The sequence below is a fragment of the Bradyrhizobium sp. HKCCYLRH1030 genome (assembly GCF_051168395.1).
In the GTDB taxonomy this organism is placed as follows: Bacteria; Pseudomonadota; Alphaproteobacteria; order Rhizobiales; family Xanthobacteraceae; genus Bradyrhizobium.
The window spans coordinates 217612-235416 of the sequence record NZ_JBNPUY010000005.1; the positions used below are offsets into that span (position 1 = coordinate 217612).

Genomic DNA, 17805 nt, shown 5'->3' on the forward strand with positions numbered 1-17805 from the left:
GTCAGAGAATGAGCGGCAGGGCATTGAAGCCCGGGACATTCGCGAGTGCGCCGTGCTTGAACTTATCGTCATTTCGACCCTCAACGGCGTGCTGTTCGGCATGCTGCTGTTCCTGCTGTCGAGCGGGCTGACCGTCATCTTCAGCATGATGGGGGTGCTCAATTTTGCTCACGCCAGCTTCTACATGCTCGGCGCCTTCTTCGGCTTCCAGCTCACGAAGTGGGTCGGCTTCTGGCCGGCCCTGCTGCTGGCGCCGCTCCTCGTCGGGGCCATCGGCATGGCCGTCGAGCGCTACGGGCTCCGCAACACGCACAAGCATGGCCACGTCGCCGAGCTGCTGCTGACCTTCGGCCTTGCATTCGCGATCGAGGAAGTCGTCTCGATGATCTGGGGCAAGACGCCGCTCGACTATCGCGTCCCGGCGCTGCTGGACTTTCCCGCGTTCACGATCTTCTCGACCAACTATCCGGCCTACAAGCTGTTCATGCTGGCGGTGTCGGTGACGATCTTCGTGGCGCTGCTGATCGTGCTCAAGCGCACCAGGGTCGGCCTGATCGTTCAGGCGGCGCTGACCCATCCCCACATGGTGGGCCATCTCGGCCACAATGTCGGACGCGTGTTCATGGTGGTGTTCGGGGTCGGCAGCGCGCTGGCCGGTCTCGCCGGCGTCATCGCCGGTCCCGCTCTGGTGACGCAATCCGACATGGCCGCGGCGCTCGGGCCGATCCTGTTCGTGGTGATCGTGTTCGGCGGCCTGGGCTCGCTGCCGGGCGCCTTCATCGCTTCGCTGGTGATCGGCCTGGTGCAGACCTTCGCCGTCGCGCTGAACGGCTCGCTGGCAAGCGCCTTCGGCCCGCTCGATCCATCCGCCGGGCCATCGGTGCTCACCGACATCTGGAACGTGACGATCGCGCAGGTCGCGCCGATCGTTCCCTACCTGCTGCTGGTGCTCGTCCTGATCGTGCGCCCCGTGGGCCTGATGGGGACTCGCGAATCATGACCGCAGCAGTGACCTCCGCGTCTCATCTCGCGGCAAAGCCCGCCGGATCCCGTCTCCGCTTCTATGCCGTCTGGGTGATCGGCGTGGCGGCGCTGATCGTGCTGCCGCTGCTCTTCAATTCGGGCGGATCGCTGACCTCGTTCAGCCTCATCGGGATCGCGATCGTCTTCGCGCTCTCCTACAACATCCTCCTCGGTCAGACCGGATTGCTGTCGTTCGGTCACGCGGTTCATTACGGCCTGGGCGGCTTCGCGGCCTGTCACATGATGAATGCGGTGGTGGCGCATGGCTGGCCGATTCCGCTGCCCCTCATTCCGCTGTTCGGCGGGCTGGGCGGCCTCGCCTTCGCGATCATCCTCGGCTGGGTCATGACCAAGCGCGCCGGCACGGTGTTTGCGATGATCTCGCTCGGCATCGGCGAGCTCGTGGCGTCGTCGTCGCTGATCCTGCGCTCGGTGTTCGGCGGCGAAGCCGGCATCACCACCGACCGCACCGCTCTGCCGCGCATGTTCGGCTGGACCTTCGGGCCGCAGCTGCAGGTCTATTACCTGATCGCGTTCTGGCTGGTGCTGTCGGCAATCGCGATGTATGCGCTGACCCGGACGCCCCTGGGGCGGATCAGCAATGCGGTGCGCGACAATCCCGAACGGGTCCAGTTCATCGGCTATGACCCGCACGTCGTCCGCTATCTCGCCTATTGTTTTGCCGGATTCTTCGCCGGCGTCGCGGGCGGCCTCGCGGCGATCAGCTTCGAGATCGCGAATTCCGCCTATCTCGGTGCAATCCAGTCTGGCCTGGTGCTGTTCGCGACCTTCATCGGCGGGACGGCCTACTTCTTCGGTCCGATCCTCGGCGCGATCCTGGTGACCTATCTCCAGCTCGGGCTGACGAGCCTCACCAGCGTATGGCAGCTCTACTTTGGCATCATCTTCATCGGCATCGTCATGTTCTCACCCGGTGGCATTGCCGGTCTGCTGATGATGCACCGGCCGCTGGTCCGTGCCGGAACGCTCGGAATGGTGATCCCGTCCTATCTCGTTGCGGTCGTGCCGACCGCGGCGCTCGCCTACGGCGTCATCCTGACCATCGAGACGGTCGCGCGCTATTCGGGTGGTGACGCCATCAACCTGTTCGGCGTGGCCTTCAATCCGCAATCGCCGGCGACATGGGGCGTCGCCGCGATTCTGGTGGTCGCCGGCTTCTTTGTCGCGCGGTCGACGTGGCAGCGGATCGCCGGAGCCTGGGACAGGGCCGCCACCGTGGCGCGTGATCGGGGGTATCTGGCATGACCGCAGCGATCGAAGTTCGCGCCGTCGAAAAGCGCTTCGGCAATGTCGGCGTCATCCGCGACCTCAATCTCAGCGTCACCAAGGGCGAGCGCCACGCCATCATCGGCCCGAACGGCGCCGGCAAGTCCACGACGTTCAACCTGATCAGCGGACACATCAGGCCGACCTCCGGCGAGGTGAGGCTGAACGGCACGCTCATCTCCGGCCTGCGGCCGTTCGAGATCAATCGGCGCGGCCTGTCGCGCTCGTTCCAGGTCACCAACGTATTCGCCCGCATGACCGTCTGGGAGAACGTCCGATGCGCCGTGCTGTGGGCGACCGGACATCGCTACGCGTTCTGGAAGAATGTCGACAGCCTGCCGGAGGTGCGCGAGCGGACCGCCCAGATCCTCGATGACATCCATCTCACGCATCGGCGTGACATTCCCGCGGGTTTGTTGACCTATGCCGAGCAGCGCGAGCTGGAGATCGGCGTCACCATCGCGAGCGGCGCGACGGTGGTCATGCTCGACGAGCCGACCGCCGGGATGAGCCACGCGGAGACCGAGCGCGCCGTCTCGTTGATCCGGCGGCTCACCGAGGGGCGGACGCTGGTGATCGTCGAGCACGACATGAGCGTGGTATTCGGTCTCGCCGATCGCATCTCGGTGCTGGTCTATGGCCACATCATCGCGTCGGGCACGCCGGAGGAGATCCGTCGCGACCCGAAGGTGAGGGAAGCCTATCTCGGCGAGGAGGCCCACTGATGCTCGAGGTCAGGAACCTCCACGCCTACTACGGCAAGAGCCATATTCTGCAGGGCGTCGACCTCGACGTCGCCGCCGGCGAAGTGGTGAGCCTGCTCGGCCGCAACGGCGTCGGCCGCTCGACCACCGTGAAGGCGATCATGGGCGAGGTCAGTCCGCAGGGGACGATCCGCTTCAAGGGCCGGGACATTGCCGGCTTGCCGAGCTACAAGATCGCGCGCCTTGGGCTCGGCTATGTGCCTGAACACCGTGACATCTTCCCGAGCCTCACCGTTCGGCAAAACCTCGTGCTCGGCATCAAGGACACGCGGCGGCCGGGGAAGTGGCGCCTTCAGGACATGCTCGACATGTTTCCCAATCTCGCCGCGCGCGCCGATACGCCTGCGGGTGTGCTGTCGGGCGGCGAGAAGCAGATGCTGACCACCTGCCGCACGCTGATGGGCGACCCCGACCTGATCATGATCGACGAGCCCACCGAAGGTCTGGCGCCGCTGATCGTGCAGCAGGTCGGCGATCTGATTGCCCGGATCGCAGCGGCGGGCGTCGCGATCCTGCTCGTCGAGCAGAAGCTCTCGATCGCGATGCGCATTTCGAAACGCGTCTATGTCATGGGCCACGGCCGCGTCGTGTTCGAAGGGACACCGGATCAGCTCAAGGCCAACACCGCGGTCCGGCAGGAGTGGCTCGAAGTATGAGAGGAGCCGCCGGCACGTTTTCGCCGATGCAGCTCTGGCGGATGTGCCACAGACACCCGCCTTGTCCAAATCCTTCAGGTCTGAGGCAATGGATGTCGCAGCATGCGGCGCGGAAACGTGGCGTGGCGTTCGCGTAGCCTCAGGGCAACAAGGCGCGCGATGCAGATCGACGCCGTCGCGATCGCGATGCCGGCGATCATGTCGACGAGGAAATGTCCGCCGCCGATTGGGGTCGAGAGCAGCATCGCGCCGTGGATCAGGACATTGAACGGTCGCAACCAGCGCAATGACCACAATGCCCAGCCGTCGAGGACCGCGGCTGCCGCGTGAAAGCTCGGGAAGGTCACGATCCCCGCGAGATGGCTGGTATCCAACAGGCGCAGCGTCCCATCGCGAACCAGGGGCACCTCGCGCGCCGTGTCGAAATAGGCTTGGGGAATGAGGTTTGCGTAGGCCGACGGTGGTAGCTCCAGAGCGTGGTACACGCCGAGTGCAGGAACAAACAAGGTGATGATGCAGGTCAGCGCCAGCGTCAGGCTGATCGCGAGGTTGAACTCCGCGAACCGGCGATAGTGGCCCAGCAAGGGAAGGGCCACGACGATGATGCAGATCGTCCAGGAAATGGATCGATAGCCGAACGCGAGGCTCAGGACGGCCCAGGGGCGGTCATTGACGAACGACAAGTAGTCGCGAAAGTCGAAGCCAAGGGCGCGATCGAGGGCGAGCAGGTTGGCGTCCTGAAGCGGCAGGTTGGCGGCCGTCGCAATGTAGGACAGTGATGCCAGCACGGTGGATGCCAGTGTGGTCTGGGCCATTCCCGTCAGGAATGAGAACATCCAGGGTTTGGCACGCCGCGCCGACCGTGCGTTGGCGTAGCCGATGACACCATAGATGGCCGATGTCGATAGCACGATGATGTAGCCGACGGGTTCGATGCGAAAATCCGTGAAGATCAGGCACAGTCCGAACAGCACCCAAAGAGCTGTCATGACAGCCCAGTTGAACCGGAACACGGCCCAGGCCGTCGCGGCATCCTCGCTGTCATGCGCCCGTTGCAAGACGCTCTTTGTCCGGGGGAGCCAGCGGCGGCTGAGATCAGGCAATAGACCACCGGCTGCGGTGTCCGACATTGTCGTCCGCTCTCACATTTCAAATGGATTTCGATTTGTTTCCCGTCGGTGTCTTGTTACGGCCGGTCGGGCCAATAAATCAACCTCGGCGGGTAAAATACGCAGATACCGTGCAACGATGCTTAATCAAGCGTAGCCTGGAACCCTGTTTCGGTTGTGCCGGACAGGAAAGCACATTCGGCGATGAGGCCGCCTTTGCTCCCATAGAAAGCGGGTGAATCGGTGAGAAGAGACCGAGAGCGAATCCGAGGCAGCTTTGGTTTGAAGGGCTTCGCCAGTCGTTGCGGGCGAGCTACTTGTGGTGGTGCTGTGGGGTCAGCGGCCGATCGCTCGCGGGCTTGCGCGAGAGGTGGTCGCCGTCAGCAAAGTCCGTCGCGACGTCGCATGCATCACAGCTTCTGGCGGCCGTAGATCAGGAGCATCAGGATGATCACCGCGCCGTAGATCAGTTGGCGACCGGCCTCGCTGATCTGCATCACCGACAGAATGGATTGCAGCAGGGTGATCAGCACGACGCCGGCGACGGTGCCGAGATAGCTGCCGCGGCCGCCGAGGATGTGCGTGCCGCCGAGCACGACGGCCGCGATCGAGGGCAGCAGATAAGCGTCGCCCATCGACTGCGCCGCCTTGGAGGCGTAGCCCGCGAGCAGAACGCCGCCGCAGGCGGAGAGGGCGCCGGACAGCGCGAACGCCAGCATGGTGATGCGGCGTGTATCGATCCCTGAGAGATAGGCCGCGCGCTCGCGATTGCCGATGGCATAGATGGCGCGGCCAAACGTGGTCCGCGACAGCAGCCAGATCGCGGCGCCGCCGATGATCGCCCACACCAGCACCGCGTTGGGAAGGCCGGGCACGATATTGCCGGTGGCGAGATAGCGCATCGCCTTGGAGGCGGAATCCTGCGGCGCGAAGCCTCCGGTGTAGGCGACCATCAGCCCTTGCGCGACCGCGTTGGTCGCCAGGGTGATGATCATCGAGGGAATGCGCAGATAGGCGACGCCGATGCCGTTCAGGAGACCGATGGCGGCTCCGCAGAGAATGCCGCAGGGAATCGCGATGATGGCGCCGGTCGTGCCATGGGCGGCCGCCGCGCAGGCCATCATCGCGCCCGTCGTGACAACCCAGGGCACCGAGAGATCGATCTGGCCGAGCAGGATCACCAGCATCATGCCGGTGGCGATCACGCCCAGGAAGCTCGCGACCTTCAACTGCTGCAGCAGATAATCCGGCGACAGGAAGCTGCGCGAATAGAGGCTGCCCACCAGCAGCAGCAGCAGGATGCAGCCGAACGAGGCCGCCACCGCCGGATCGATCCGACGCAGCATGGCGATCCCGCGATGGGCCGGTCGTGGTGCCGTTGCGTCGCTCATCCGAACCACTCCAGCCGATTGCGCACCCGCACCAGACCGAACGCGCCGATCGAGACCGCGAGCATCAGCACGAGACCCTGGAACAGCGGCTGCCACAGCGGATCGAAATCGAACACGAACAGCAGATCGCCGATGGTGCGGAACGCGAGCGCGCCGAAGATCGCCCCGATCGCGCTGCCGCGTCCGCCCATCAGCGATACGCCGCCGAGCACCACGGCCGCGATCGAGAACAGCGTGTAGGCATTGCCACTCGCATAGGCGGCTTCGCCCGTGTAGGAGAAGAACGTCAGGAACAGGCCGCCGATCGCCGACAATAGGCCAGCCAAGGTGTAGGCGACAAACTTGGCCGCGCGGATCGGCGCGCCGGACATGTAGGCTGCGACTTCGGAGGAGCCGGTCGCGAACGCGGCGCGGCCGATGACCGAGCGGCTATAGGGCACCCAGATCAGCAGCGCCGCCGCAGCCAGTGCCACGAGCCTCGTGGGCAGCACGCCGAACAATCTTCCCGTCAAGGCATCCGCCAGCGTCTCGTTGACGGATCCGCCGGGATTGGGCCGCAGGAACAGCGCGATGCCGTAGTACATCGCCCCGGTGGCCATCGTCGTCACGATCGGCTGCAGGCGCCCGAAGATCACGATCGCGCCGTTTATCATGCCGCAGACGATGCCGGTGCCGAGCACGCCGGCCACGCCGAGCGCGGTCTCGGTGGCGGTGCCGACCACGATCCAGGATGCGAGGCAGTTGGTCAGGGTCAGGATCATGCCGACGGACAGATCGATGCCGGCGGTGATCACCACGATCGCCTGCGCCATCGCGACAAAGGCCAGCAGCGTCGCCTTGTTGGCCGCGGTCTGCACCATGTTGGCGCTGAAGCCGGCCGGATGATTGGTCGCATAGAGCAGGAACATCGCGACGAAGATCCCGATCGCGAGCAGGGTGCCGCGCTGTTCGGAGAGCCAGTACCGCCACTCGGTCATGCCAGACTCGCTTCCGCTCGCTCGCCTTCGTCGACATTGAGCGCACTGCTGACCAGCGCGCGCTCGGTAATCTCGGCGCCCGCGAGCTCGCGCCTGATCGCGCCATCGTACATCACCAGCACGCGGTCGCAGCAGCCGATCAGCTCGTCATAGTCGGTCGAATAGAGCAGGATCGCGGCGCCCTCGTCGGCAAGCCGGCGCAGCAGCCGGTAGATCTCCTGCTTGGTGCCGACATCGATGCCGCGCGTCGGATCATTGAGCAGGATGATGCGCGGCTTGTTCATCAGCCATTTCGCGATCACGACCTTCTGCTGGTTGCCGCCGGAGAGCGCGCTGACGGCGAGATCGGGGGAGGCGGTCTTGATCTCCATCAGGCGGATCATCTCCTCGATCAGCATCGATTGCCGCTGCCGGTCGATGATGCCGAATGTCGCGAACCGGTCGAAGGCGGCGGCCGAGAGATTGTCGCGCACCGACATCGGCAGCATCAGTCCTTCGGTCTTGCGGTCCTCCGGAATGAGCGCGAGGCCGATGCGCTCCGACTTGGCGGTGACGGGGCTGTCGATCGTCACCTTGTTGCCGTCGATCAGAATGTCGCGGCGACAGTCGCGCAGCACGCCGAACAGCGCCAGCAGCAGCTCGCGCTGGCCCTGGCCGTCGAGCCCGCCGAGACCGATGATCTCGCCGGCCTGCAGCGAGAACGAGATGTCCTTCAGCCGGTCGCCCCAACTGATGCTCCTGCATTGCAGCGCGGGCGGCCGCCCATCGGTCTTGCGCGGCGGCTTTTCCGGGAAGGCATGCTTGTACTCGCGGCCGATCATCAGCTCGATCACTTCGGCATCCGTCTTGGTGCCGGCCGGGAAGGTCGAGATGCGGCGGCCGTTGCGGAACACGCTGCAATCGTCGGCGAGCTCCGCGATCTCGTGCATGCGATGGGAGATATAGAGCAGCGCCAGCCCCTCGCTGCGCAGGCGCTTCAGCACCTTGAACACCTTGGTCACGTCGGAAGCGGTCAGCGCCGAGGTTGCCTCGTCGAGGATCAGGATCTTCGGCTGCCGCGACAGCGCTTTCGCGATCTCGACCATCTGGCGGCGCGACAGCGGCAGGTCCTTCACCAGCGCGCGCGGATGAATGTCGCTGGCGCCGGCGCGGTGCAGCGCCTCCTCGGCAAGTCGGCGCTGGGCGCGCCGGTCGATCATGCCGAACCGCGTCGGCGGATGCGAGATCATGATGTTGTCGGCGACCGACAGGTCGGGGATCAGTGACAGCTCCTGGAAGATGCAGACGACGCCGGCATCGTTCGCCGCGGAGGGACCGCTGAAGGCGACCGCGCGTCCTTCAAGCGTCATCCGGCCTTCGTCCGGCGCGACCACGCCGACCATCAGCTTGATCAGCGTCGACTTGCCGGCGCCGTTCTCGCCGAGGATGGCGTGGATGCGGCCGGGATGGACCTCGAGGTCCGCGCCGTCGAGAGCGATCACGCCGCCGTAGCGCTTGGACAGTCCTTCGGCGCGAAACAGCGGCTCGGCCGCGATCATGCTTGCTCCTTCAGTCGTTTGGGCAATAGGGACGGGCTGGCCGCGAGAGAACTCGCGGACCAGCGATCACACCGGCCTATTGATTTTCCTTCGACTGACCCATGATCTCCTGCGCCGTGAAGTTGATGCCGCAGGTCGGGAAGGAGTTGCCGACGAAGAAGTTGTCGGACTGGGCCGGGAAGTAGTCCTGATCCTTCTTGAAGTTCGGATCTTCCACGACGGCGAGCGGCAGCTTGACCGATTGCGGCACCACCTTGCCTTCCAACGCGGCGAGCGCGACCTTGATCGCGACCGCGACCTGCGCAGGTCCGGTACCGGCGGAAGAGCATTTCAGGCCTTCGGACGCCTTGGCGGCGCAGAACTTGCGGAAGCCGTTTTCGGTCTCGCCGCCGAACGGCACCATCTTGTGCTTGGCGTCGAGCATGGCCTGCACGATGCCGGTGTCGCCGCCCTGGCCGGAGATCGCATCGAACGGGCCATTGGTCGCGATCGCATCCGCCGTGGCCTTCTGGGCGACGCCGTCGTCCCATTTGCCGACGACCTCGGTGACCTGCCACTTCTTGCCGGAGGCATCGAGAATGGAGTGGAAGCCGTTGTGCCGGTCGGTGTCGACCGAGGTGCCGGCGACGCCGCGCACCTCGAGCACCTTGCCGCCGCCGGGCACGTTCTTGACCAGCCACTTCGCCCAGAGTTCGCCGAGACCCTTCTGGTCGACATTGACGTTGATCGCATCTTCCGTCGCGAGGATGTTGTCGAAGGCGACGAGGATCACGCCGGCCTGCTTGGCGCGCTTGATCACCGGCCCGAACGCGGTCGGGTTCTGCGCGTTGACGACGATGGCGTCATAGCCGGAGTCGATGAAGTTGTTGATTGCCGATATCTGGGCCGGCACGTCCTCGCCGGTCGAGACGACCTTGAATTCCTTCAGCTTGGCCTTGACCTCCGGCTGCGCCGCATAGGCCTTCGCGGTCTGGATCATCTGGATGCGCCAGGTATTGGCGATGTAGCCGTTCGCCAGTGCGATGCGGTACGGGCCCTTCTTGGCCGGAAACTTGAAGAACTTGGTGTCCGCGGTCCACGGCACCATGCATTCAGGCTCGGTCGCTGGTCCCTTGACCATCTCCGGCTCCGCCAGCGCCTTGCCGGCAAACGCCGTGACCAACACCAGCGATGCACAAGTGGCAAGGCATCGCGCCCTCATCGACATGGACGACATTCGTGACCTCCCCTGTTGTTGTGGCGCCAAATCAATGACGCATGTGCGAGACGCCTCTTTGTTTCCGGAGGTTGTGCGAGCATTGCTCGTCATCTCGACCCGCCAAGCGTTACTGATCAATGACAGCGCTGTCAATTACCGTCGCGCGGCTTTTGCCAAGCGGCCGGTCGCATGTCATGAATATGGTTCGGACAAATCCGCGTGAATCAATGTTGCAAGGATCATGTCTCAGAAGCGTCGCACCACGCTGGAGGACGTCGCGCGCATCGCTCATGTCAGCGCTGTCACTGTGTCGCGGGCGCTGCGGCGGCCCGATATGGTGTCGCCGGAGTTGCGCAAGCGGATCGATGCCGCGGTCGACAGGCTGGCCTATGTGCCGAACTTCGCGGCGAGCCGGCTCGCCTCGACCCGCACGCATTCGGTCGGCATCGTCGTGTCGTCGCTCTCCAACGGCATCTTCGCGGACTACCTGCAGGCGATCTACGACACCCTGCTGCCGCTCGGCTTTCGCCCCGTCGTCGTCAGCAGCCGCTACTCGGCGGAGGAGGAAGAGGGCGCGATCAGGACGCTGCTGGGCCAGAACATCGAGGCGCTGATCCTCGTCGGAGTGAACCAGACGCGGGCGGCGCGGCGCGTTCTCGAACGTTCGCGGATTCCGGTGGTGCAGACGTTCGAGCTGACCGACGATCCGATCGATCTGAATGTCGGACTTTCGCAGCGCCAGGGCGGCTACGCCGCGACCCGCTTCCTGATCGAGCTGGGACATCGGCGGATCGCCTATCTCTCGGGACAGCGCGACGACCGGGCCCGCGCCCGGCTCGAGGGGTATCGTGCGGCGCTGGCCGAAGCGGGGCTGGACGGCACGTCGCTGGTGGCCTGGCTGCCGGCGCAGGCGACGATCTCGCTGGGGCGGAAGCTGACCGAGGAGATGCTCGCGAGCGAAGCTCCCGATGCGATCTTCTGCTGCGATGACAACATCGCGCTTGGTGCGCTATTCGCCTGCCAGCAGGCGGGGCTGGAGGTCCCGCGCCGGATCTCGCTGATCGGCTTCAACGACCTGGAATTCGCGGCGGCCTCCAATCCGCCGCTGTCGACCGTGCTGACGCCGCGCGCCGACATGGGGCGCGTGGCGTCCGAACTGGTGCTTCAGGTGATCGCCACCGGCAAGCGGCCGAGAACGCGGCGGATCGACCTCGGCTTCGAGATCGTCGCACGCGGCAGCACCGGACCGCACCTCGTGGCTTCGTGATGATGGTCGAGCCTCAGGCCCAGCCGCCGTCGACGATGTAGTTCTGGTTGGTGCAGGCGCCGCTGTCGTCGGCGGCGAAGAACAGCACCACGCGGGCGATGTCGTCCGGCACGAGCTTGCGCTTGAGGCATTGGCGGCGCATGAGCTCGGCCTCGCCCTCGGGCGTCAGCCAGAGTCTCTGCTGCCGCTCGGTCATGATCCAGCCCGGAAGAATGGAATTGACCCGCACGTTGCTGGGTCCGAGATCGCGGGCGAGGGCGCGGGTCAGTCCCTGGATCGCCGACTTCGCCGTGGTGTAGCAGGGCATGTTGCCCTGGCCGAGCACCCAGCTCACCGAGCCGAGATTGACGATCGCGCCGCCTCCGGCCTGGATCATGTCCGGCGCGACCGCCTGGGCCGCGAAGAACTGATGTTTGAGGTTCACGGCGATGCGCTCGTCCCAATAGTCCGGCGTGACGTCCTCGATCGCGTGGCGGTCGTCACGCGCGGCGTTGTTCACCAGAATGGTGATCGGCCCCAGCGCCGCGCGGGCGCCGGCGACCGCGGCCCTCAGCGCACCGATGTCACGAAGATCGGCATGCTCGAAGTGCACCCTGGCCTCCGCAGGCAGGCTGGCCAGCAGTTGCTGCGAGGCCTCCAGATCGATGTCGATGAAGCCGACACGGGCGCCTTGGCCGACGAAGTTGCGCACGATGGCTTCCCCGATGCCGGAGCCGCCGCCGGTCACGAGGACGGTGCGATCCTTGAGGCTTGGATAGATGGTGCCTTGCATTGGCTTCCTCTCAGTTGCGCCTGGAGAGCAGCCGCGCCCGACGACGACACTGGCCGGATCTCGAACGTCGTCCGTGCCGTGCGATGCACGGCGCGGTGCGCGTTCGCCTGGACGCCTTCATGTGCGCCTGCGAGCAACTCTCGCGCCCGATGTCGACGGATCCGGGCGCTCCCCCTGCGATGCCCTTGTTTGGCTTTCCGGCATTCTGCGTCAGGACCGGCAGGGACGCCAGCACTGATGCGCTCGCCGGGATGCGACCATCGGGCGCTTTCGGGCGTAGCTGGAGCGGACGTCGCGGATCGAGCGCCTCAGAGGATTTCAGCGATCGACTGACCCTGCAGCTCGATACTCAGTCCCTGCATGCCGAGATCGGTGATCTCGCCGCCCATCGCCTTCAGGCTTTCCTCGCGGATCAGCGACATCAGCCCGCGCCGCAGCGCCAGGAACTCCGACGACATCATCATCGCTTGCTGGCGTGGGCGCTCGAGCGGGATCTGGATTTCGGCCTTGATCGAGCCCGGGCGCGCGGTCATGCAGTAGACGCGGTCGGACAGGAAGATCGCCTCGTCGATGTCGTGGGTGACGAACAGCACCGAGATCTTCAGCCGCTGCCACATGTTGGTGAGGATCTGCTGCATGATGATGCGGGTCTGCGCGTCGAGCGCGCCGAACGGCTCGTCGAGCAGCAGCACCTTGGGACCGGTGGCGAGCGCGCGCACGATGCCGACGCGCTGCTTCATGCCGCCGGAGAGGCGCTCGGGATAATGGTTCTCGAACGCCTCGAGGCCGGCGAGCCCGAGCAGAGTGCGCGCCGCGCGTGCGCGCTCGAATCTCGGCATGCCGCGCATCTTCAGCCCGAACTCGACGTTCTCGCGCACCGTCTTCCAGGGAAACAGCGAATATTGCTGGAACACCATGCCGCGCTCGGCGCTCGGACCCGTCACGGCATGGCCGTCGACCGTGACGACGCCGCTGGTGGGCTTGAGGAAACCCGCGACGGCGTTGAGCAGTGTCGACTTGCCGCAACCCGACGGTCCGACGATCGAGACGAACTCACCGGGCTCGATGTGGATCTGGGTGTCGGTGACGGCCTCGACGGCGCCGTCGATGGTCTCGTAGCTCAGGGCGAAGTTGCGGACCTCGATATGGCCCTGTCTCGTATCCGCTGCGGCTTGGCTCATCGCGACCTCCAGGGCATCACCAACTGTCCGGCTGCGCGGATCACGAGGCTCGAGCCGAGCCCGAGCACGCCGATCGCGATCATCCCGAGCGCGATGTCGGCATACTGGACCAGCGAATACGCTTCCCAGGTGAAGTAGCCGATGCCGAACTGCCCCGAGATCATCTCGGCCGCGATCAGCGACACCCATGCGACGCCCATGCCGACGGTGAGGCCGGTGAAGATGTGCGGCAGCGACGCCGGGAAATAGACCTCGCGGAAGATCGCGGTCTCCCGCGCGCCGAGGCACTTGGCGGCCCGCACCAGCACGGGGTCGACCAGCGTCATGCCGTGCAGCGTGTTGACCAGGATCGGAAAGAACGAGCCGAGAAAGGTGATGAAGACGATGCTCTGCTCGTTGGTCGGCCACAGCATGATCGCCATCGGGACCCAGGCGATCGCCGGGATCGGACGCAGCACCTCGGCGACCGGAAACACGATCTCGTGCACCAGCTTGAACCGGCCCATGATCAGGCCGAGCGGCACGCCGACCAGTGCGGCCAGCGAGAACCCGATGAAGATCCGGCGGCAACTGAGCAGGATGTGCATCAGGAATTTCGGATCGTGGATCGCCTTGGTGAAGCTCGCATAGACGGCCAGCGGCGCCGGCACGTTGGTGAACTTCACGAAGAAGACGACGCGGTAGGTCGTCAGCAGGTGCCAGGCGATCAGGAACAGGATCAGCGACGCGGTGCCGATCAGCACCGACTGCAGCCTGTTCTGGTTCAGCCGGAACCAGCGTGCCGCGCGGGCGGAGACGTCCGGACGGCTCGGCGGGATCGCGGTGCCAGGCGCGGCGGTCGCCGCGGCCTGGTCGGGGGATGTCATCAAAGCGGGGCTGCTCAAGTCTTGCCTCCCGCCATCGCCAGCTTCACGGCGTCATCAAGTCCCATCACCTTGCCGCCGATCTTGGCGGCATAGGCCTCGGCATCCTTCTTCAGCAGGAACGGCGCGATCTCGCCATTGGCCGCGGCGAAGAACGCCTGGTCGGCGAACAGCTTGATGCCGCGCGCGGTGTCGAAGACGTAGGCGACGTTGATCTTCTTGCCCTTGGCCTTGTAGTCGGCATAGGCGCCGAGCGTGCAGGTCGCGCTGCTGAAGGCTATGATGCCCTCGCCGTCGACCCAGACCTCGCCGGCCTTGCGCGGCTCGGTGATCGGCCTGTTGCAGAACTTGTCCTCGCCGGAGATTTCGTAGTTCGCGGTGCTTGCGAGATCCTTGTCGTAGTCCAGCTTCAGCTCGGCATAGGCCTTGCGGATGTAGCTGTCGTCGACCCATGTCTTCGGATCGAACTCTTTCATGCGGCCGAGGCTCTGCAACACCTTGACGTCGGTTGCGGCGGCATCCACCAGCGCCGGCTTGATCGTCGGATCCGTGGTCATGTTGCCGCCGGGGCCGAGGAAGATGTAGACGACCTCCTTGTTGATCCCGGTCCATTCCTGGATCTTTTCGGCCGCCGCTTTCGGATCCTGGCGCAGCCACTGGTTGGCGGCGATCACCGCCTTGACATAGGCGATGACGACCTCGGGATATTTCTCCGCAAAGTCGGTGCGGACGACGACGCCATGGAATGTCGGCAGGTTGGTCTGGACGCCGTCGAAGATCTTGCGCGCAAAGCCACGGAACGGCAGCAGTTCCGCGAACGGCACGAAATCGGCGTGCGCGTCGATCTTCTTTTCCTGCAGGTTGGTCGAGCCGACCTCCGGCGTCTGGCTCACCAGCTGGAAGAAATCCGCCGGATAGCCGCCGTCCTGAAGCGCCTTCAGAACCATGCCGTGTGCGGCCGAGCCGAACGGCACGCTGACCAGCTTGCCCTTGAGGTCGGAGAGTTCGTAGTAGGGCGAGTCCTTGTGAACGACGATGCCGTTTCCGGAGCCGGCGAGGCTGTAGGCGGCGACGGCGATCAGCCGGCTCTTGCTCTCGGGATTGTTCTCGAAGGTGAAGCCGTTCACGATCAGCGGGTAGTCGCCCATCATGCCGAACTGCAGCTTGTTCGCCATCATCCCGTTGGTGACGGGCGGACCGGAGGTGAAGTTCTGCCACTCGATCTCGAACTTGATGTTGGCGTATTTGCCGTCCTTGGGCAGATACTTCTCCAGCAGGTGAAGCTGCCGCACGATGGTGCCGGCCGTCACCGTGTTGGTCGTGGTGTCCTGGGTGCCTATGCCGATCGTGACTGTCTCTGCTGCGACGGGCTGCGCCGCGATCAGGGACAGACAGGTGACGGATAGCAAGAGCGCGTGACGGCAGCGGACCATTCTCATCCCCGTTCGGTTGGATGGCTGATGGCGCCATGATGAAGGCCGCGTCCACGAGCGCAAATCCGGAGTTCGGCAGCGGGTGGATTAGTTGCCGTCAAAATCCGGTTGCGTACTCCTTGGGCAATTTCGCTCATGACAGCCGCTTGCATGAGCAGGCCGGCTAATCCGCGGCCTGGCCGCGCATCTCGTCCAGGACGTCGGGCCGGCAGACCACGATCTGCGAACGCCTGGAGCGGACGATATTCTTTTCCTGCATCCGCTTGAGGCTGATCGTCACCCACTGCCGCGTCGCCCCGACCATGTGGGCGATGTCGGCATGGGTGAAGGCCGCGGCAATGACCTTGCCGTCGGGATCGTCCACGCCATAGAGATCGACGAGATGCAGCAGCAGATGAGCGAGCCGCTCGGTGATCGAACGCGTCCCCAGCATCTGGGCCAGGGCGGAGTAGCATTTTCCCTTGAAGCTCAACCCCTCGATCAGTCCGATCGCGAGATTGGGGATCTCCGCCACCAGCGTTCGCAGCTCCTTGCCGGGAAGCTGGATCACGCTGGCGTTGCTGGCGGCGATGCCGGACCATTGATGCACGCCGGTGTCGAACACCTCGGGACCGCCGACGAAATTGCCGACATGCCAATAGGCCAGCGTGATCTCGCGCCCCTGCGGCGACGTATAGAACACGCGGATGCGGCCGCTCTCGACCAGGAAGATGCCGTCGTGCCTGGCGCCCTGGCTGAACAGCGTCTGGCCGCGGTTCAGCACCTTGCGGCGGCCCTGCTTGAGCACCTGCTCACGCTCGCGCAGGCTGAGCCTTTCGATCAGCGACGGCGGGCCGCCGATGGATTGCTGGCTTTCGGTGAGCAGGAGCGACGAACTGGTCACCGCGCGCGCTGACGTCATGGGAGAGGGCACGGCGTCCGCAGCTGATTTGGCTGCCTGCAGCAACATGTCTTGCCTCCGCATTGATCATACTGATCAGAAGCGGAGCAATGTTCGTGCCATCCGTCACCGCGCGACGCACCTCAGGCGGCAACGAGTTCCCAAAGGTATGATTTCGGATAGATGCCGCGATTGTGGCCGTCGGAAAACGCGATGTTCAAGCCGTAACCGAGATCTCCGACCCCGACGATGCCGATCCCGGGAAACTGCGCCGGGAAGCGGCCGTCGAGGCGGGCCCGCCTGCAATGCGCGCACATGCAGGACAGCCGCAGCCGTTCGGCGGACAGCTCCGCGGGAGCGCCGCCGGCATTCCGCAGCCGTAACGACGCCAGGTCGGGACTGACCTCGCTGTTGAGGGTATCGGCTGGAATCATGGCGCCTCCTGGTTGTGCCGAAGCCGGCGTCGTCACGCTAGGGGAGACGGACCGGGGCCCCCAGCAACTAATTGCCTCGTTCGACGGAATGTGGAGCGCGAGGTGCTTCGTTGCCGCGCGCTCGCCTTCCCGCGGAACAATCTTTGCAACTAATCCACCGCCGCGGCGCGTTCGAAATTGCCGAACCGCGCCGTTTCCGCGACATCGTCGTCAGCAACCGCCACACGGCGCGCCCCGCGCCTCAGGAGACGACGATGAGCGCTTTTCAGACCGAGACGGTGTTGTCGGTCCGGCACTGGACCGATTCGCTGTTCAGCTTCACCGCCACGCGGGATCCCGGCTTCCGCTTCCAGAACGGGCAGTTCGCGATGATCGGGCTCGAGGTCGACGGCCGGCCGCTGATGCGCGCCTACAGCATGGCGAGCGCCAATCACGAGGAGGAGCTGGAATTCTTCAGCATCAAGGTGGCGGACGGGCCGCTGACCTCCCGGCTGCAGAAGATCAAAGAGGGCGATCGCATCCTGGTGGGGCGCAAGGCGACGGGAACGCTGATCGCGGGCAACCTGATTCAGGGCAGGCGTCTGCTGCTGCTGTCGACCGGCACCGGGCTGGCGCCGTTCGCCAGCCTGGTCAAGGATCCCGACATCTACGAGACCTACGAGACCATCGTGCTGGCCCATGGCTGCCGCCAGGTCTCGGAGCTCGCCTATGGCGAGCAGCTCGTCGATGGCCTGCGCGGCCACGAATTCTTTGGACCGCTGGTCCGGAACCGGCTGCTTCATTATCCCACGGTGACCCGCGAGCCGTTCCGCAACCGCGGCCGCATCACCGACCTGATCGCATCGGGGCAGATGTTCGCCGACATCGGCGGGCCCGACCTCGATGTCGAGACCGACCGCATCATGCTCTGCGGCAGCCCGGCGATGTTGGCCGAGCTCCAGGCCATGCTGGAGGGGCGCGGCTTCGTCGAAGGCAACCACAGCACGCCCGGCCATTTCGTGGTCGAGAAGGCGTTCGTCGAGCGCTGACTGG

The 17805-nt window shown here is 65.1% G+C and carries 18 protein-coding genes; 7 read left to right on the forward strand and 11 right to left on the reverse strand.

Going from position 1 to position 17805, the window contains the following annotated elements:
* Window positions 1-52: 52 nt before the first annotated feature.
* Genes ACQR1E_RS16780 through ACQR1E_RS16795 form a run of 4 tightly spaced genes read left to right on the forward strand, consistent with a single transcriptional unit; the run spans window position 53 to window position 3730 of the window.
* Window positions 53-1000: a branched-chain amino acid ABC transporter permease gene (locus ACQR1E_RS16780; RefSeq protein ID WP_315752342.1), complete on the forward strand. Its 948-nt coding sequence runs from the start codon at window positions 53-55 to the stop codon at window positions 998-1000.
* Complete coding sequence (locus ACQR1E_RS16785; RefSeq protein ID WP_434897314.1) at window positions 997-2289, forward strand: branched-chain amino acid ABC transporter permease; 1293 nt, start codon at window positions 997-999, stop codon at window positions 2287-2289. The genes ACQR1E_RS16780 and ACQR1E_RS16785 overlap by 4 nt, the downstream gene beginning before the upstream one ends.
* Entirely contained in the window at window positions 2286-3035 is a 750-nt protein-coding gene (locus ACQR1E_RS16790; RefSeq protein WP_315752344.1) for an ABC transporter ATP-binding protein, read from the forward strand. Before ACQR1E_RS16785 ends, ACQR1E_RS16790 begins: the two co-directional genes overlap by 4 nt.
* The gene (locus ACQR1E_RS16795) at window positions 3035-3730 is read left to right on the forward strand and encodes an ABC transporter ATP-binding protein (RefSeq protein WP_315713534.1); all 696 of its coding nucleotides are present in this window, start codon (window positions 3035-3037) and stop codon (window positions 3728-3730) included. The genes ACQR1E_RS16790 and ACQR1E_RS16795 overlap by 1 nt, the downstream gene beginning before the upstream one ends.
* Before the next feature lie 74 nt (window positions 3731-3804).
* Here ACQR1E_RS16795 and ACQR1E_RS16800 read toward each other — a convergent pair whose 3' ends face one another.
* From ACQR1E_RS16800 to ACQR1E_RS16820, 5 genes are all read right to left on the reverse strand, one after another.
* On the reverse strand, window positions 3805-4860 hold the full coding sequence (locus tag ACQR1E_RS16800) for a phosphatase PAP2 family protein (protein WP_316192807.1): 1056 nt from the start codon (window positions 4858-4860) through the stop codon (window positions 3805-3807).
* Between the two features lie 389 nt (window positions 4861-5249).
* Window positions 5250-6230, reverse strand: a complete 981-nt coding sequence (locus ACQR1E_RS16805; RefSeq protein ID WP_316192808.1) for an ABC transporter permease — start codon at window positions 6228-6230, stop codon at window positions 5250-5252.
* The gene (locus tag ACQR1E_RS16810; protein WP_434897315.1) at window positions 6227-7207 is read right to left on the reverse strand and encodes an ABC transporter permease; all 981 of its coding nucleotides are present in this window, start codon (window positions 7205-7207) and stop codon (window positions 6227-6229) included. Before ACQR1E_RS16810 ends, ACQR1E_RS16805 begins: the two co-directional genes overlap by 4 nt.
* Window positions 7204-8745 carry a sugar ABC transporter ATP-binding protein gene (locus ACQR1E_RS16815; RefSeq protein WP_434897316.1) on the reverse strand — a complete coding sequence of 514 codons (1542 nt, stop codon included), beginning with the start codon at window positions 8743-8745 and terminating at the stop codon, window positions 7204-7206. Before ACQR1E_RS16815 ends, ACQR1E_RS16810 begins: the two co-directional genes overlap by 4 nt.
* Before the next feature lie 76 nt (window positions 8746-8821).
* Entirely contained in the window at window positions 8822-9961 is a 1140-nt protein-coding gene (locus tag ACQR1E_RS16820) for a sugar ABC transporter substrate-binding protein (RefSeq protein ID WP_434897317.1), read from the reverse strand.
* On the opposite strand from ACQR1E_RS16820, the gene ACQR1E_RS16825 reads away from it, so the two are divergent.
* Complete coding sequence (locus ACQR1E_RS16825; protein WP_316192951.1) at window positions 9900-10166, forward strand: hypothetical protein; 267 nt, start codon at window positions 9900-9902, stop codon at window positions 10164-10166. The two genes, ACQR1E_RS16820 and ACQR1E_RS16825, sit on opposite strands and share 62 nt — an antisense overlap.
* A gap of 18 nt (window positions 10167-10184) precedes the next feature.
* The gene (locus ACQR1E_RS16830; protein WP_434897318.1) at window positions 10185-11210 is read left to right on the forward strand and encodes a LacI family DNA-binding transcriptional regulator; all 1026 of its coding nucleotides are present in this window, start codon (window positions 10185-10187) and stop codon (window positions 11208-11210) included.
* Window positions 11211-11223: 13 nt separating this feature from the next.
* Here the strand turns inward: ACQR1E_RS16830 and ACQR1E_RS16835 are convergent, their stop codons facing one another.
* The 6 genes from ACQR1E_RS16835 to ACQR1E_RS16860 form a co-directional block, all read right to left on the reverse strand.
* Complete coding sequence (locus tag ACQR1E_RS16835) at window positions 11224-11982, reverse strand: SDR family NAD(P)-dependent oxidoreductase (protein WP_434897319.1); 759 nt, start codon at window positions 11980-11982, stop codon at window positions 11224-11226.
* Window positions 11983-12290: 308 nt separating this feature from the next.
* Window positions 12291-13163, reverse strand: coding sequence for an ABC transporter ATP-binding protein (locus ACQR1E_RS16840; RefSeq protein ID WP_434897320.1), 873 nt, complete (start codon window positions 13161-13163; stop codon window positions 12291-12293).
* Entirely contained in the window at window positions 13160-14047 is an 888-nt protein-coding gene (locus ACQR1E_RS16845; RefSeq protein WP_434897321.1) for an ABC transporter permease, read from the reverse strand. The genes ACQR1E_RS16840 and ACQR1E_RS16845 overlap by 4 nt, the downstream gene beginning before the upstream one ends.
* Window positions 14044-15459, reverse strand: a complete 1416-nt coding sequence (locus tag ACQR1E_RS16850; RefSeq protein ID WP_434897322.1) for an ABC transporter substrate-binding protein — start codon at window positions 15457-15459, stop codon at window positions 14044-14046. Before ACQR1E_RS16850 ends, ACQR1E_RS16845 begins: the two co-directional genes overlap by 4 nt.
* A gap of 163 nt (window positions 15460-15622) precedes the next feature.
* Entirely contained in the window at window positions 15623-16408 is a 786-nt protein-coding gene (locus ACQR1E_RS16855) for a Crp/Fnr family transcriptional regulator (RefSeq protein WP_434897323.1), read from the reverse strand.
* Between the two features lie 74 nt (window positions 16409-16482).
* Window positions 16483-16773, reverse strand: coding sequence for a gamma-butyrobetaine hydroxylase-like domain-containing protein (locus tag ACQR1E_RS16860; RefSeq protein WP_315713523.1), 291 nt, complete (start codon window positions 16771-16773; stop codon window positions 16483-16485).
* A gap of 254 nt (window positions 16774-17027) precedes the next feature.
* Between ACQR1E_RS16860 and ACQR1E_RS16865 the strand changes: the two genes are divergently transcribed.
* On the forward strand, window positions 17028-17801 hold the full coding sequence (locus tag ACQR1E_RS16865) for a ferredoxin--NADP reductase (RefSeq protein ID WP_434897324.1): 774 nt from the start codon (window positions 17028-17030) through the stop codon (window positions 17799-17801).
* The last annotated feature ends 4 nt before the right edge of the window (window positions 17802-17805 follow it).

Bases quoted from the DNA above. Each gene is read 5' to 3' on its own strand.
- ACQR1E_RS16785 (WP_434897314.1), top strand. From the start codon at position 997: ATGACCGCAGCAGTGACCTCCGCGTCTCATCTCGCGGCAAAGCCCGCC.
- ACQR1E_RS16790 (WP_315752344.1), top strand. From the start codon at position 2,286: ATGACCGCAGCGATCGAAGTTCGCGCCGTCGAAAAGCGCTTCGGCAAT.
- ACQR1E_RS16795 (WP_315713534.1), top strand. From the start codon at position 3,035: ATGCTCGAGGTCAGGAACCTCCACGCCTACTACGGCAAGAGCCATATT.
- ACQR1E_RS16800 (WP_316192807.1), bottom strand. From the start codon at position 4,860: ATGTCGGACACCGCAGCCGGTGGTCTATTGCCTGATCTCAGCCGCCGC.
- ACQR1E_RS16805 (WP_316192808.1), bottom strand. From the start codon at position 6,230: ATGAGCGACGCAACGGCACCACGACCGGCCCATCGCGGGATCGCCATG.
- ACQR1E_RS16810 (WP_434897315.1), bottom strand. From the start codon at position 7,207: ATGACCGAGTGGCGGTACTGGCTCTCCGAACAGCGCGGCACCCTGCTC.
- ACQR1E_RS16815 (WP_434897316.1), bottom strand. From the start codon at position 8,745: ATGATCGCGGCCGAGCCGCTGTTTCGCGCCGAAGGACTGTCCAAGCGC.
- ACQR1E_RS16820 (WP_434897317.1), bottom strand. From the start codon at position 9,961: ATGTCGTCCATGTCGATGAGGGCGCGATGCCTTGCCACTTGTGCATCG.
- ACQR1E_RS16830 (WP_434897318.1), top strand. From the start codon at position 10,185: ATGTCTCAGAAGCGTCGCACCACGCTGGAGGACGTCGCGCGCATCGCT.
- ACQR1E_RS16835 (WP_434897319.1), bottom strand. From the start codon at position 11,982: ATGCAAGGCACCATCTATCCAAGCCTCAAGGATCGCACCGTCCTCGTG.
- ACQR1E_RS16840 (WP_434897320.1), bottom strand. From the start codon at position 13,163: ATGAGCCAAGCCGCAGCGGATACGAGACAGGGCCATATCGAGGTCCGC.
- ACQR1E_RS16850 (WP_434897322.1), bottom strand. From the start codon at position 15,459: ATGGTCCGCTGCCGTCACGCGCTCTTGCTATCCGTCACCTGTCTGTCC.
- ACQR1E_RS16855 (WP_434897323.1), bottom strand. From the start codon at position 16,408: ATGTTGCTGCAGGCAGCCAAATCAGCTGCGGACGCCGTGCCCTCTCCC.
- ACQR1E_RS16860 (WP_315713523.1), bottom strand. From the start codon at position 16,773: ATGATTCCAGCCGATACCCTCAACAGCGAGGTCAGTCCCGACCTGGCG.
- ACQR1E_RS16865 (WP_434897324.1), top strand. From the start codon at position 17,028: ATGAGCGCTTTTCAGACCGAGACGGTGTTGTCGGTCCGGCACTGGACC.